The sequence below is a fragment of the Streptomyces cavernae genome (genome assembly GCF_004023625.1).
GTDB classification, from domain to species: Bacteria; Actinomycetota; Actinomycetes; order Streptomycetales; family Streptomycetaceae; genus Streptomyces; species Streptomyces cavernae.
In genome coordinates this window covers 1-16,064 of sequence record NZ_RPDJ01000056.1, presented here as the reverse complement: position 1 = coordinate 16,064, position 16,064 = coordinate 1, and the positions used below count along the sequence as shown (strand labels likewise).

General features: G+C 74.7%; 1 protein-coding gene. It reads right to left on the bottom strand.

Features of this window, described 5'->3' with window-relative positions; genetic code table 11:
• Positions 1 to 23 precede the first annotated feature (23 nt).
• Positions 24 to 16,064 (bottom strand): type I polyketide synthase (locus tag EF387_RS49550; RefSeq protein ID WP_128381908.1); only part of this gene is annotated, 16,041 nt, incomplete at its 5' end.

The window sequence follows — 16,064 nt, the reverse complement described above, 5'->3', positions numbered from 1 at the left end:
GGGGTGGGCGTCCGCTGCCGTTGTCACGTCGTGCCCAGCTCCCTGTCGATGAGGTCGAACAAGTCGTCGGCGGTCTCGACCGCTTCGAGTTCGCCGTCCTCGGTGGCCTCCGGCCCCGCGGTCCCGTTGACCGCCACCGGCGCGCCCGACCAGCGGGACAGCATCTCCCGCAGCCGGTCGGTGACCCGGGAGCGGACCTGGGTGTCGTCGGCGGCATCGGCGTTGATGCGGTTCAGTGCGGCGTCCAGGCGGTCCAGCTCGCCCAGCAGGGCCTCGGCGCCGCCGGGCGGGTCGGGCAGGTCCAGCTCGGTCAGCAGGTGACGGACCTGCGCGGCGGGTGTCGGGTAGTCGAAGACGAGGGTCGCCGGCAGCCGCAGGCCGGTGACGGCGCCCAGGCGGTTGCGCAGTTCGACCGCGGTGAGCGAGTCGAAGCCGAGTTCCTTGAAGGACTGCTCGGGTTCGATCCCGTCGGCCGAGGAGTGGCCGAGGACGGCCGCGGCCTGCTCGGCGACCACATCGAGCAGCAGCTGTTCCCGGTCGGCGGCGGACAGCGGGGCCAGCCGCTCCGCGAGGGTCCGCGGGCTCCCGGTGCCGCCCGCGGCGGCCGCCTCGACCCGGCGGCGGGCGGGCGCCTTGACCAGCGTGCGCAGCAGCGGCGGCAGGACGTCGGCGTGTTCGCGCAGGAGCCCGTGGTCGAGGTTCATCGGCAGCAGGACCGCGCGGTCGGTGGCCGGGCCGGCGTCGAGGAGCCGCGTGCCCAGGTCGGCGTCGAGCGGCACCATGCCGGTCCTGGCGTGCCGGTCGCGGTCGGCCTGGGTGAGTTCGCCGGTCATGCCGGCGTCGGGCAGCCAGGTGCCCCAGGCGAGGGATGTCGCGGGCAGGCCCAGTTCGTGCCGGTGGTGGGCCAGGGCGTCCAGGAAGGCGTTGGCGGCCGAGTAGTTGGCCTGTCCGGCGCCGCCGAACGTACCGGCCACGGAGGAGAACACCACGAAGCGCGCGAGGTCCAGGTCGCGGGTCAGCTCGTGCAGGTTGGCGACGGCGTCGGCCTTCGGCCGAAGGGATCGGTCGATGCGCTCCGGGGTCATCGAGGAGATCACCCCGTCCGCCAGGACGCCAGCGGTGTGGATCACCGCGGTCAGCGGACGGTCCTCGGGCAGGGATGCGAGGAGTGCGGCCAGGGCGGTGCGGTCGGCGGTGTCGCAGGCGACGACGGAGACGTCGGCTCCGAGTGCGGTCAGTTCCTCGCGGAGTTCGGTCGCGCCGGGCGCGTCGGGTCCCTTCCGGCTCGCCAGGACGAGGTGGCGTACGCCGTGGTGGGTGACCAGGTGGCGGGCGGTGATCCGGCCGAGTCCGCCGGTGCCGCCGGTGAGCAGTACCGTGCCGTCCGGGTCGGGGGCCGTGGGCAGGGTCAGGACGACCTTGCCGATGTGGCGTGCCTGGCTGAGGAAGCGGAACGCGTCGGGGGCCCGGCGTACGTCGAACGTGGTCATCGGCAGCGGCGGCAGCACTCCCTCCTCGAAGAGGGTCAGCAACTCGCGCAGTATCTCGCCGATGCGGTCGGGCCCGGCTTCCACGAGGTCGAAGGCCCGGTAGGCGACGCCCGGAAGGTCCTCGGCGATCCGCCGCGGGTCGCGGACGTCGGTCTTGCCCATCTCCAGGAAGTGTCCGCCGCGCGGCAGCAGCCGCAGCGAGGCGTCCACGAACTCCCCCGCCAGCGAGTCAAGGACGATGTCCACGCCCCGGCCTTCGGTGGTCTGCAGGAACAGTTTCTCGAAGCCGAGGTCGCGGGACGAGGCGAGGTGGTCGTCGTCGAGGCCCGCGGCGCGCAACGCGTCCCACTTGGCGGGGCTCGCGGTGCCGAACACCTCGGCGCCCAGGTGGCGGGCGAGCCGGACGGCGGCCGTGCCGACTCCGCCGGCCGCGGCGTGCACGAGCACGGACTGGCCGGGGCGCAGTCCGCCGAGGTCGACGAGACCGTAGTAGGCGGTCAGGTAGACGATGGGCGCGGTCGCGGCCTGCGCGAACGTCCAGCCGCGGGGGATGCGGACGACCATCCGTTCGTCGGCGACGGCGACGGGGCCGAACGCTCCGGCGAACATGCCCATCACCCGGTCGCCGGGGGCGAGTGAGGTGACGTCGGAGCCGGTCTCGGTCACCACGCCGGCGCCTTCCAGCCCGATGGCCGTGGCGTCGCCGGGATACATGCCGAGCGCGGTGAGGACGTCACGGAAGTTGACACCGGCGGCGCGCATGGAGATGCGGATCTCACGCGGTGCGAGGGGTCCGGTCACCTCCGGGCACTCGGTGAGCCGCAGGCTCTCCAGGGTTCCCCGCTCCTCGACCGCGAGCCGCCAGGCGACGCTGTCCGCGGGCTCGGCGAGGGCACGTCCCGTCGCGAGCGGGATGATCCGCGGTGTGCTCACCGCCCCGTCCCTGACGGCCAGTTCGAGGTGGCCGGAGGCGAGAGCGGCGGGCAGCGCGGCCGCGGAGGCGGGGACCGTGTCGATGTCGGCGAGGAGGAAGCGGCCGGGGTTCTCGGTGCGGGCCGAGCGGACCAGACCCCAGGCCGTGGCCCCGGCGGGTGCGGCGGGCCGGGGGCCGACGCGTACGGCGTCGCGGGTGACGACGGCGAGCCGGGCGTGGGCGAAGCGGGGTTCGTCGAGCCACTGCTGGACGAGGCGGAGCGTCGTGTGCGCCGTGGCGCGCGCGGCGGCGGCCAGGCCGTCGGCGCCGGGGTCGGAGTCGGGTTCAGGGTCAGGGTCGGCGTATGTGTCGGCGTGCGGCAGCGCCAGCAGGACCGTCTGAGGTACCGGGGTGTCCGACGCGGCGAGCGCGGCCAGATCGGCGAAGACCCGCACGCGCGAGCCCGCTCGCTCCAACTCCGCTGCCAGGGACCGTGCTTCGGCTCCGCCGACCAGGCTCACGTCCGGGTCCGGCGCTACCGTGCCCGTAGGCGTGCCCGTGCCCAGGGGGACGGGCTCCCAGTCCAGTTCGTAGAGGCCTTCGGGGCGTGGTGCTCCGATGGTGGCGCCGCCGAGGTCTCCGGTGAGTTCGCGGAGGGTGAGCGAGCCGACCGTGGCGACCGTCCGCCCCGCCGTGTCGGCGAGCGTGAGGCTGACCGACTCCGGGCCCTCCTGCACCATGCGCACCCGCAGGGCGTCGGCACCGGCGGCGGCCAGGTGGACGCCGTTCCAGGAGAACGGCAGCCGGCCCGCGTCCTTCATGGGCACGAACATCACGGCGTGCAGGGCGGCGTCGAGGAGCGCCGGGTGCAGGTCGAACGCCCCGGCGGCCGGGTCGGCGGCGTCCGGCAGCGCGACCTCGGCGAACACCTCGTCACCGCGTGTCCACACCGACTTCAGGCCCTGGAAGAGCGGCCCGTACAGGTGGCCCCGCTCGGCGAACCGTTCGTAGAAGCCGTCGAGCGGCACCTCGTCGGCGTGCTGCGGCGGCCATACGGCGAAGTCGTACGGCGCTTGCGGCACGGTCGCTCCGCCGGCCGTGAGCAGACCGGAGGCGTGCTGCGTCCACGGCTGCTCGGGGCCCGCGTCCTCCGCCCGGGAGTGCACGGTGAGGGCGCGCGCACCGGTCGCGTCGGGCGCCTCCACCCGCAGTTGCACTTGCAGGGCTCGGCTCTCGGGCAGGACGAGCGGGGTGAGGATCGTCAGCTCCTCCACCCGGTCGCAGCCGACGTGTTCGGCGGCGTGCAGCGCCAGGTCGAGGAAGCCGGTGGCCGGGAACAGGGCCGTGGTGGTGAGTGCGTGGTCGGCGAGCCACGGGTGGCTGCGCAGCGACAGGCGCCCGGTGAACAGGTGGGCGTCGCCTCCGGCCAGTTCGACCGCCGCGCCGAGCAGCGGGTGCGCCGCCGAGCCGAGCCCCGCCGAACCGACGTCGCTCGGCAGGACGGGCGGCCCGGGCCAGAACCGCTGCCGCTGGAAGGCGTACGTCGGCAGGTCCACCGCCCGTGCGCCGGTGCCGTCGAAGACGTGGGCCCAGGCGACCTCGACGCCCTTGACGAACACCTGGGCCAGGCCGGAGAGCAGTGCCTCGTGCTCGGCGCGGTCCTTGCGCAGGACGGGGACGAAGACCAGTTCGTCGCCGCCGAGGACGCAAGCCTGGGCAAGGGCGGTGAGCGTGCCGTCCGGGCCGATCTCCAGGAACCGGCGGACCCCGTGCTCTTCCAGCGTGCGTATCCCGTCGGCGAACCGCACAGCTTCCCGGACGTGCCGCACCCAGTACTCGGGCGACTCCAACTCCCCTGCCGCGGCGACCTGGCCGGTCACGTTCGACACGACCGCCATCCGGGGCGGCGCGTAGGTCACGCTCTGCGCGACCGCACGGAAGTCGTCGAGCATCGGCTCCATCAACGGCGAGTGGAAGGCGTGCGAGACGCGCAGGCGGGACGTACGGCGGCCCCGGGCCGACACTTCGTCAGCGACCGCGGACACCACGGACTCGGTACCCGAGACCACCACCGACCGCGGTCCGTTCACCGCCGCGACGGACACCTCCGACTCCCGCCCCTCCAGCAGCGGGACAATCTCCTCCTCGGCCGCCTCCAGCGCGAACATCGCCCCACCGGGCGGCAGTTGCTGCATCAGCCGGCCCCGCGCCGACACCAGACGGCACGCGTCCTCCAGGGACAACACCCCGGCCACATGCGCGGCGGCCAGCTCGCCGACCGAGTGGCCGACCAGGAAGTCTGGACGTACACCCCACGACTCGACCAGCCGGAACAGCGCCACCTCGACGGCGAACAGGGCGGGCTGTGTCCAGGCGGTCCGGTTCAACAGCTCGGGATCCGTGCCGAAGACCACCTCCCGCAGTTCGTCGTCCAGGTGGGCGCAGACCGCGTCGAAGGCGTCCGCGAACACCGGGAAGGCGTCGTGGAGTTCGCGCCCCATGCCCAGCCGCTGCGCGCCCTGGCCGGAGAACAGGAAGGCGGTCTTGCCCTCGCCGCGGGCGGAGCCCGTCACCGTGAGAGGCGGATGCGTCTCGTCGTCGGCCAGTGATCGCAGGCCGTGGACGAGGGCGTCGCGGTCCTCGCCGAGGACGACCGCGCGGTGCTCGAAGACCGAGCGGTGCGCCGCGAGGGTGCGGCCCACGTCGGCGAGGTCCTGCTCCGGCCGCTGCTGGAGGTGGGTGAGGAGCCGGGCCGCCTGTGCCCGCAGGGCGGTGCGGCTGCGTGCGGTCACCACCCACGGCAGGACGCCGTCCGCGACGGCGGGTTCAGTGCCGGCCGACTCGGTACGGGCCGACTCGGTGTGCGCCGACTCGGTGTGCGCCGACTCGGTGGTGGCGGACTTGGTGTCGGCCGGTGCGGCATCGGCAGAGGCGGCGTCAGCCGGGGTGGGCTCCATCTCCGTGGCGGCCTCGGTCGCGGCTTCGGTGGCGGCCTCGAGGATCACGTGCGCGTTGGTGCCGCTGATGCCGAAGGACGACACACCGGCGCGCCGCGGTCGTCCCGTCCTCTCAGGCCAGTCGACCGCCTCGGTCAGCAGCCGGACGTCACCCGCGTCCCAGTCGACGTGGGTGGAGGGCCGGTCGACGTGCAGCGTGGCCGGCAGCACACCACCTCGCAGGGCCAGCACCATCTTGATGACGCCCGCGACACCCGCGCCCGCCTGTGTGTGACCGATGTTGGACTTGACCGATCCCAGCCACAACGGCCGGTCCTCCGGCCGGTCCTGGCCGTAGGTGGCGATCACCGCCTGGGCCTCGATGGGGTCGCCCAGCGTGGTCCCGGTACCGTGCGCCTCGACCACGTCGACGTCCGTGGCCGCCACGCCCGCGTCGGTCAGCGCCGCACGGATCACCCGCTGCTGCGCCGGACCGTTCGGAGCGCTCAGGCCGTTGGAGGCACCGTCCTGATTGACCGCCGAACCCCGGACGACCGCGAGGACGGGGTGGCCGTTGCGGCGGGCGTCGGAGAGCCGCTCCACCAAGAGCATGCCGCCGCCCTCGGAGAACCCGGTGCCGTCGGCCGCGTCCGCGAACGCCTTGCACCGGCCGTCCGCGGACAGCCCGCGCTGCCGGCTGAAGTCCACGAACAGTCCGGGCGAGGCCATCACGGTGACACCGCCGGCCAGCGCGAGGTCGCACTCGCCGGAGCGCAGCGACCGCACGGCCAGGTGCAGGGCCACCAGGGACGCCGAGCAGGCGGTGTCCACGGTGACCGCCGGTCCCTCCAGACCGAAGGTGTAGGAGAGCCGGCCGGAGACGACGCTGGCGGCGTTGCCCGTCAGCATGTAGCCCTCGAAGTCCTCCCGGGAGGCGGCCAGCATGCCGGTGTAGTCCTGGCCGTTGGTGCCCGCGAAGACTCCGGTGCGGCTGCCGCGCAGGGTCCTGGGGTCGATGCCGGCCCGTTCGAACGTCTCCCACGACATCTCCAGCAGCAGCCGCTGCTGCGGGTCCATGGCGACCGCTTCGCGTGGCGAGATGTTGAAGAACGCGGGGTCGAAGCCGCTGGCATCGGTGAGGAATCCGCCGGTGCGGGTGTAGACGCTGCCGGGCTTTCCGGGCTCGGGGTCGTACAGCGCCTCGAGGTCCCAGCCCCGGTCCTCGGGGAACGGCACGAGCCCTTCCCCGCCGTCGAGCAGCATGCGCCACAACTGTTCGGGCGTGTGCACGTCGCCAGGGAAGCGGCAGCCCATGGCGACGATCGCGATCGGTTCGTCGTCCCGCGGCGCTGCGGGGGGCTCGGCGGTCGGGGTGGCGGGCTGCTCCTGTCCGGCGAGTTCCGCGAGGAGGTGGGCGGCGAGCGCGTCGCAGGTGGGGTGGTCGAAGACGAGGGTGGCGGGCAGGCGCAGGCCGCTGACGCGGTTCATGGCGTTGCGCAGTTCGACGGCGCTCAGGGAGTCGATGCCGAGGTCGGTGAAGGGGCGGCCCGGTTGGACCGAGTCGGCGGACGGGTGGCCGAGGACGGCCGCGACGTGGGAGCGGACGACGTCGAGGACGGCGTCGGCCCGTTCGTAGCCGGGCAGTTCGGCCAGGCGGGCACGCAGGGAGGACGGGTCGGCCGCCGGGGCGTCCGGCTGCTGCGCACGGGCCGCGTTCAGGGCGCGTCGGGCCTCGGGCAGTTCGTCGAGGAGGTGGCTCGGGCGGGGCCCGGTGAAGGCGAGCGCGTAGGTGTCCCAGCGCAGGTCGGTGACGACGACCGTGGTGTCGTCGGCTTCGAGGGCCCGGCCCAGCGCGTCGCAGGCGGGCCCGGTGTCCATGGGGTGGACGCCGTAGCGGCGCATACGGTCGCCCGCGGCGTCGCCGACCATGCCGCCGTCGGCCCACAGGCCCCAGGCGACGGCGGTGGCGGGCAGGCCCTGGGAGCGCCGGTGCTCGGCGAGGGCGTCGAGGAAGGCGTTGCCGGGGGCGTAGTTGCCGAGGCCGGCGCCGCCCAGGACTCCGGCCGTGGAGGAGAACAGGACGAACACGGACAGGTCCAGTTCGCGGGTCAGTTCGTGGAGGTTGAGCGCGGCGGTGGCCTTGCCCCGCAGGACGGGGTCCATGCGGTCGGGCGTCAGGGAGTCGACGACGCCGTCGTCGAGGGAGCCGGCGGCGTGGAACACCGCGTCCAGCGGGCGGTCTGCGGGGATCGAGCCGAGGAGGGCCGCCAGGGCGTCCCGGTCGGCGGCGTCGCAGGCGGCGAGGGTTACGTGCGCGCCGAGCGCGGTGAGTTCGTCGCGGAGTTCGGCCGCGCCGGGCGCGTCGGCGCCGCGGCGGCCGGCCAGGACCAGGTGCTGTGCGCCGCGTCCGACCAGCCAGCGGGCGATGTGGCCGCCGAGGGCGCCGGTGCCGCCGGTGATGAGGACGGTGCCGCGCGGGCGCCAGGTGCCGGTGACGCCGTCGTCGAGGGAGCCGGCGGCGTGGACGAGGCGGCGGGCGTAGGCACCGGAGGGCCGGATCGCGATCTGGTCCTCGTCGTCGGGGGCGGCGAGGACGGCGCACAGTCGGCTGCCGGCCCGGTGGTCGAGTACGGCGGGCAGGTCGACGAGGCCGCCCCAGCGTTCGGAGTGTTCCAGTGCGGCCACCCTGCCGAGGCCCCAGACGAGCGCCTGGGCGGGGCGGGTGACGGTCTCGGAGGCGCCGGCGGCGACGGCGCCGCGCGTGGCGCACCACAGGGGGGCGCCGGTGTCGGTGTCGCCGAGGGCCTGGATGATCGCGAGGGTGCCGGCGAGACCCTGTGGGACCGCCGGGTGGTCGGGGTGCGGGCGTTCGTCGAGGGCGAGGAGGGACAGTACGCCCGCGGGAGCAGGAGTGGCGGGCGTCTCGTCGTCGGGACGGTCGGTGCCGAGGGCGGCCGTGAGGAGCGCGGCGAGTCCGGCGCGGTCGGTGCCGCCGTCGGGGACGGTGACGACGCGGGTTTCGTGGGCGCCGCCGTCGGTCAGGGCGCGGCGGGCGGCGTCGACGAGTTCGTCGTGGCCGCCCGTGTGGGCGGGGGCGACGACGAGCCAGGTGCCGGACAGGGTGCCCGCGGCGTTCTCGGTCAGGGGGGACCAACGGACGCCGTAGCGCCAGGATTCGGTGGTGGAGCGTTCGCGGCTGGTGCGGCGCCAGTCGGACAGCGCGGGCAGGAAGGTGCTCAGCGGCGCGTCGGCGGGAACACCGGGGAGGCCGAGGACGTCGGCGAGTGCTTGTGGATTGCCCTGTTCGACGGTCTCCCAGAAGCGGGCCTCGACCGGGTCCGCGGTGTGGGAGCCGGACGGGTCGGGGGTGGCGGTGTCGCGCACGTTGGGCCAGTACCGCTGCTGCTGGAAGGGGTAGGTCGGCACGTCCACGCGGTGTGCGCCGGTGCCGGCGAAGACGGCTGCCCAGTCGACGGTGACGCCGTGGACGTGGGCCTCGGCGACCGAGGTGAGGAACTGCTGGAGTCCGCCCTTGTCGCGGCGCAGGGAGCCGAGCACCGCGCCTTCGACGCCGGCGTCCTCCAGGGTCTCGCGCAGGCCGACGGCGAGCACGGGGTGCGGGCCGACCTCCAGGAAGGTGCGGTGGCCTTCGGCGATCAGGCCGCGCACGGCCTCCTCGAACCGGACGGTCTCGCGGAGGTTGGTGTACCAGTACTCGGGGTCGAGGGTGGTGGTGTCGTGCCACCGGCCGGTCAGGGACGAGCGGAACAGGATCTCCGCCTCCCCCGGCTCGATGCCCGCGAGGGCGTCGAGCACCGCCTGGCGGATGGGTTCGACCTGCGGAGAGTGGGAGCCGTAGTCGACGGCGATCCTGCGGGCGCGGACACCGTCCTCGGTGAGGGCCGTCAACAGTTCGTCGAGCGCGGTGGCTTCGCCGGACACCACGACGGAGGCCGGTCCGTTGACGGCGGCGACGGCGAGACGGTCGGCCCACGGGCTCATGCGTGCGCGGGTTTCGTCGGCGGTCAGCGGTACGGACATCATGCCGCCGGTGCCGGCGATGTCGGCGATGGCGCGGCTGCGCAGGGCGACGATGCGGGCGCCGTCGTCGAGAGACAGGGCCCCTGCGACGCAGGCGGCGGCGATCTCGCCCTGCGAGTGGCCGACTACGGCGGCGGGGGTGACTCCGAGGGAGCGCCACAACCCGGCGAGGCAGACCATGACGGCCCACAGGGCGGGCTGTACGACGTCGACCCGGCCGAGGTCGGCCGCGTCCTTCTCGCCGCGCAGGACCGCGGTCAGGGACCAGTCGACATAGGGGGCGAGGGCGCGTTCGCAGTCGGCGACGAGCGCGGCGAACACGGGCGAGTCGGCGAGGAGTTCGCGTGCCATGCCGGTCCACTGAGCGCCCTGACCCGGGAACACCAGGACGGGATCGGCGCCGCTGGGGGCGGTGCCGGAGACGACGCCGGGCCCGGTGACGGGTCCGCCCGCGGCGAGGGTGTCGAGTGCGTCGTCGAGTCGGTCGCGGTCGGTGGCGAGGACGACCGCCCGGTGTTCGAAGGCCGGGCGGGTCTCGGCCTGTGAGCGGGCGACGTCGGCGAGGCCGGTGCCGGGGTGGGCGAGCAGGTGGGTGCGCAGCCGCGCGGCCTGGTCGCGCAGTGCGGCCTCGGTGCGGCCGCTCAGCAGGGTCGGTACGACGGGCAGGGCGGAGGCGAGGACGCCGGGGTCCGGTGTCGCGGGGGCGGGCGGGGTGGTGACCGTTTCGGCGTCGGGGGCCTGTTCGACGATGACGTGGGCGTTGGTGCCGCTCATGCCGAAGGAGGAGACGCCGGCGCGGCGCGGATGTCCGGTGTCGGGCCAGTCCCGCTGGTCGGTCAGCAGCCGTACGTCGCCCGCGGTCCAGTCGACGTGCGGTGTGGGCGTGTCGGCGTACAGGGTGCGCGGGAGGACGCCCTCGCGGATCGCCATGACCATCTTGATGACACCGCCGACGCCCGCGGCGGCCTGGCTGTGGCCGATGTTCGACTTCAGCGAACCCAGCCACAGCGGCCGGTCCTCGGGCCGGTCCTGGCCGTAGACCGCGATGAGGGCCTGGGCCTCGATCGGGTCGCCGAGGGTGGTGCCGGTGCCGTGCGCCTCGACCGCGTCGACCTCCTGCGGAGCGAGGCCGGCGGTGGCGAGCGCCTGGCGGATCACCCGTTGCTGCGCGGGTCCGCTGGGCGCGGTCAGGCCGTTGGAGGCGCCGTCCTGGTTGAGGGCGCTGCCGCGGAGCACGGCCAGCACCGGGTGGCCGCCGCGGCGCGCGTCGGAGAGCCGTTCGAGGACGATCATGCCGGCGCCCTCGGCCCAGCTCGCGCCGTCGGCGTCCGCGGAGAACGGCTTGCAGCGGCCGTCCGGGGCGAGCGCGCGCTGGCGGCTGAACTCGATGAGGGAGCCGGGCGTGGACATCACGGTGACACCGCCGGCGAGCGCGAGAGAGCACTCGCCCTGGCGCAGCGACTGGGCGGCGAGGTGGAGGGCGACGAGGCTGGAGGAGCACGCGGTGTCGACGGACACCGCCGGGCCTTCCAGGCCGAGGGTGTAGGCGATGCGGCCGGACAGCACGCTGGGCGAGTTGCCGGTGCCGACATAGCCCTCCACGTTGTCCTCGGCGGCGGCCAGGATCGTGACGTAGTCCTGGTAGGTGACGCCCGCGAAGACGCCGGTGCGGCTGCCGCGCGCGGTGGTCGGGTCGATGCCGGCGCGTTCCAGCGCCTCCCAGGACGTCTCCAGCAGCAGGCGCTGCTGCGGGTCCATGGCGAGTGCCTCGCGAGGGCTGATGCCGAAGAACGACGGGTCGAACCGGCTTGCGTCGTGGAGGAATCCGCCCTCGCGGGTGTAGACGGTGCCCGCGTGGTCGGGGTCCGGGTGGTACAGGGTCTCCGGGTTCCAGTCGCGGTCGGTGGGCAGCGGCGAGATGCCGTCCGCGCCGGCCACGACGAGGTCCCACAGGTCCTCGGGGCTGCGGACGCCGCCGGGGTAGCGGCAGGCCATACCGACGACGGCGATCGGATCGTCGTCGAGGAGCACCGGGGCGCCGGGGGTGGCGCCGCCCTCGGCGGTCTCGGCGGATCCGAACAGGTCGGCGCACAGGTGCCGGGCGAGCGCGTTCGGGGTCGGGTGGTCGAAGACCAGGGTGGCCGGGAGGGCCACGCCGAGCGCGGTGCTGAGCCGGTCCCGCAGTTCGACGGAGGTGAGCGAGGTGAAACCGAGGTCGGAGAAGGAGAGGGCCGCCTCGACGTCGGCGGGGCCGTCGTAGCCGAGGATGTCGGCGACCTGGCCGCGTACGGTGGCGAGCAGGGTGCGGGCGCGCTCCGCCTCGGACCGGCCCGACAGCCGCTCCAGCAGGCTCCCGGGTTGCTGGGCGCGTGCCGCGGCGCGGCGGGCGGGCACCCGGGTGGGCGTCGCGGCCGGCCGCTGTGCGGTGGCGGCCGGGGCCGTCGTGCTGTGCGGGTCGACGTTGCGCATCACCAGGGAGTCGACGCTGAGGACGGGCTCGCCGATCGCGTCTGCGGCCTGCAGGGAGAGGGTGTCGGGACCGCGGCGGGAGAGACGGACGCGCAGGGTGGTGGCGCCGGTGGCCCGGAGCGAGGCGTCACCGAGGGAGAACAGAACGCGGCCGTCGCCGAAGCCGTCGAAGGTGCCGAGGCCGAGCGGGTGCAGGGCCGCGTCCAGCAGCGCCGGGTGCAGGTCGAAGCGCCCGGCCTCGTTGTCGGTGCTTTCGGGGAGGGCGACTTCGGCGTACACGTCGTCCTCGTGGCGCCAGGCGGCCCGCAGGCCCCGGAAGACGGGCCCGTAGTCGAGTCCGGCCTCGGCGAGCCGGTCGTAGACGCCGTCGACGTCGAGGGCTTCGGCGCCTTCGGGCGGCCAGACGGCGAAGTCGAACACCGGTGCCGCGTCGGCCGGTTCCGGTGCCGGCGCGCTCAGTACGCCCACCGCGTGCCGGGTCCAGGGACCGGCGGGGTCCGTCTCCTCGGGCCGGCCGTACACGGTGAAGGCACGGGAACCGTGCGCGTCGGGCTCCGCCACGTGGACCTGGATGTGGACGTGGCCCTGCTCGGGCAGGGTGAGCGGGGTGGCCAGGACGACTTCGCGGACGTGCCCGCAGCCGGTGTGGGCACCGGCGCGCAGGGCGAGTTCGAGGAAGGCGGTGCTCGGCAGCACGAGGGAGCCGCTGACGCGGTGGGCGGCGAGCCAGGGCTGGGCCTGCGCCGACAGGCGTCCGGTGAGGACGACGGGGCCGCCCGCGGCGGGCGGGACGACAGCCGCGAGGAGCGGGTGGTCGGCGTCGAGGAGTCCCGCCGCCGAGGGGTCACCGGTCTTCGAGGGTGCGTCGAGCCAGAACGTGCGGTGCTGGAAGGCGTAGGTGGGCAGGGGCACGGGCCGGCCGCCGGGGGCGACCGCGTCCAGGCAGCGTTGCCAGTCGACGGGGACGCCGCGGGTGAACAGGGCGCCCACGGCGGCGATGAGGGCGGCGGGTTCGGGGCGGTCCGGGCGCAGCGCGGGGACGGCGAGGTGGCCGTACGACTCCCAGGAGCCCTGGGCGAGGACGGTCAGGGTGGCATCGGGACCGAGCTCGAGGTAGTGCTCCACGCCGTTTCGCTCGAGCCGGCCGATCCCGTCGGCGAAGCGGACGGTCTCGCGGACGTGACGCACCCAGTACTCGGGGGAGGCGAGTTCGCCTGCGTAGGCCGGCCTGCCGGTGAGGTCGGAGACGACCGGGATGCGCGGCTCGCCGTAGCGGACGCTTTCGGCGACGGCCCGGAAGTCGGCCAGCATCGGTTCCATGCGGGGCGAGTGGAAGGCGTGGCTGACGCGCAGCCGGGTGGTCTTGCGTCCCTCGCCCGCGAAGTGCGCGGCCACGGCGAGCACGGCGTCCTCGTCGCCCGCGATCACCACGGAGCGGGGGCCGTTGACGGCGGCGAGGCCGACCTCGTCCTCCCGGCCCGCCAGCAGGGGCAGCACCTCCTCCTCGGCGGCCTGGAGCGCGACCATGGCGCCGCCCTCGGGGAGGGCCTGCATGAGCCGGCCCCGGGCGGCGACCAGCCGGCACGCGTCGGGCAGGGAGAGGACGCCCGCGACGTGCGCGGCGGCCAGTTCGCCGACGGAGTGGCCGAGGAGGTGGTGGGGTCGTACGCCCCAGGACTCGACGAGGCGGTAGAGCGCGACCTCGACGGCGAACAGTGCGGGCTGCGCGTACTCGGTGCGGTCGAGGAGGGCGGCGTCGGAACCGAAGACGACCTCGCGCAGCGGCAGGTCCAACTGGCCGTCGAAATGGGCGCAGACGGCGTCGAAGGCGTCCGCGTAGACGGGGAAGGCGTCGTGGAGGCCGCGGCCCATGCCGAGCCGCTGGGTGCCCTGTCCGGCGAACAGGAAGGCGGTGGTGCCCTCGGTCAGGATGTCGCCGGTCACGGCGTCCGGGGACGGCTCGCCCGCGGCGACGGCCGCGAGACCGCCCAGGAGCTGCGCCCGCCCGGTGCCGTGGACCACGGCCCGGTGTTCGAAGCTCGGCCGGGTCGTCACCAGTGCGCGGGCCACGTCGGCGGTGTCGAGTGCGGGGTGTTCCTCGATGTGGGTGAGGAGTCGTGCGGCCTGGCCGCGCAGGGCGGTGGCGCTGCGGGCCGACAGGATCCACGGCGTCGCCGCTTCGGCGGCGGACCGGCGGACGGGAGCCGCTGGGGCGGCCGGCGCCGGCGGGGCCTGCTCGATCACCACATGGGCGTTGGTGCCGGACACGCCGAAGGCGGAGATGCCGGCGCGGCGCGGGCGGCCGGTCTCGGGCCAGTCCCGTTGCTCGGTCAGCAGGCGGACGCCGCCGGCGGTCCAGTCGACGCGCGACGAGGGCGCGTCGGCGTGCAGGGTCCGCGGGAGTACGCCCTTGTCGAGGGCGAGGACCATCTTGATGATTCCGGCGGCACCGGCGGCGGCCTGCGTGTGGCCGATGTTCGACTTGACGGAGCCCAGCCACAGCGGCCGGTCCCCGGGCCGGTCCTGCCCGTAGGCGGCCAGCAGCGCCTGCGCCTCGATGGGGTCGCCGAGGACGGTGCCGGTGCCGTGCGCCTCGACGGCGTCCACGTCGGCCGGGGTGAGCCCGCCGGAGGCGAGGGCGGCGCGGATGACACGCTGCTGCGCCGGACCGTTCGGCGCGGTCAGTCCGTTGGAGGCACCGTCCTGGTTGACGGCGGTGCCGCGGACGACGGCGAGGACCGGGTGGCCGTTGCGGTGGGCGTCGGACAGCCGCTCGACGACGAGTACGCCGACACCTTCCGACCAGCCCGTTCCGTCGGCGCCGTCGGCGAACGCCTTGCAGCGGCCGTCGGGGGCGAGGCCCCCTTGGAGGCTGAACTCGACGAACGCGCCGGGGTTCGCCATGACGGTGACGCCGCCCGCCAGCGCCAGATCGCACTCACCGGACCGCAGGGACTGCACGGCGAGGTGCAGGGCCACGAGCGAGGAGGAGCAGGCGGTGTCGACGGTGACGGCGGGGCCTTCGAGACCGAGCGTGTACGCGACGCGACCGGAGACGACGCTTCCCGCGCCACCGGTCAGCAGGTGTCCGCCGAGCCCTTCGGGGACCTCCGTCAGCCCCGAGCCGTAGCCGGAGCTTCCGGCGCCGACGAAGACGCCGGTGCGGCTGCCCTTGAGGCTGGTCGGGTCGATGCCGCCGCGCTCCAGCGCCTCCCAGGACGATTCCAGGATCAGGCGCTGCTGCGGGTCGATGGCGAGGGCCTCGCGGGGGCTGATGCCGAAGAACGGCGCGTCGAAGCCGGATGCCTCGTGCAGGAAGCCGCCCGAGCGGGTGTCGCTGGCCGCGAGCAGGGTCTCGAGGTCCCAGCCGCGGTCCTCGGGGAACCCGGAGACGGTGTCGAGGCCTTCGGAGACGATCCGCCACAGATCCTCGGGGCCGCCGACGCCGCCCGGCAGTCGGCAGCCCATGCCCACGATGACGACCGGATCGGTGTCGGAGGCCGCGTCCGCCGTGGGCTGTGCGGTGCCGGTGCTGTCCGTGTCGGTGTCCGCGCCGAATAGTTCGTCGCGTAGCCGGGCCGCGACGGCCAGCGGGGTCGGATGGTCGAAGACGAGCGTGGACGGCAGCGGCACTCCGGTGGCGCCGGTGAGTTCGTCGCGCAGTTCGACGGCGGTCAGGGAGTCGAAGCCCAGTTTGCGGAAGGTCCACTCGGGGGCGACGGCGGTGGTTTCGGTGTGCGCGAGCACGGCCGCAGCGTGTCGGCGGACCAGGTGGAGGAGTTCCGCGTCGCGGTCCTCGGCCGGCAGCCCGGCGAGCCGTTCACGCAGGGCGGCGCGCACGCTCGTGGCTGCTGCCGCGGCCGAGCCGGAGCCGCCCAGCGCGTCGGCGGCCTCCGGCAGACCCGACAGCAGCGGGCTGGGGCGGCCGGTCGTGAACGCGGGTGCGAAGCGGTCCCAGTCCACGTCGGCCACGACCACCGTGCTGTCGCCGAGTTCGAGGGCGCGGGACAGCGCGCGCAGCGCGGCTCCGGGTTCGAGCGGGCGCAGCCCACGGCGGCGCAGCACGTCCTGCGTCGCGGCGTCGGCGGCCATGCCTCCGCCGTCCCAGGGGCCCCAGGCGACGGCGGTTCCGGCCAGGCCACGTGCCCGGCGGCGCTCGACGAGGGCGTCGAGGTGGGCGTTGGCCGCGGCATAGGCCGACTGGCCCCCGCTGCC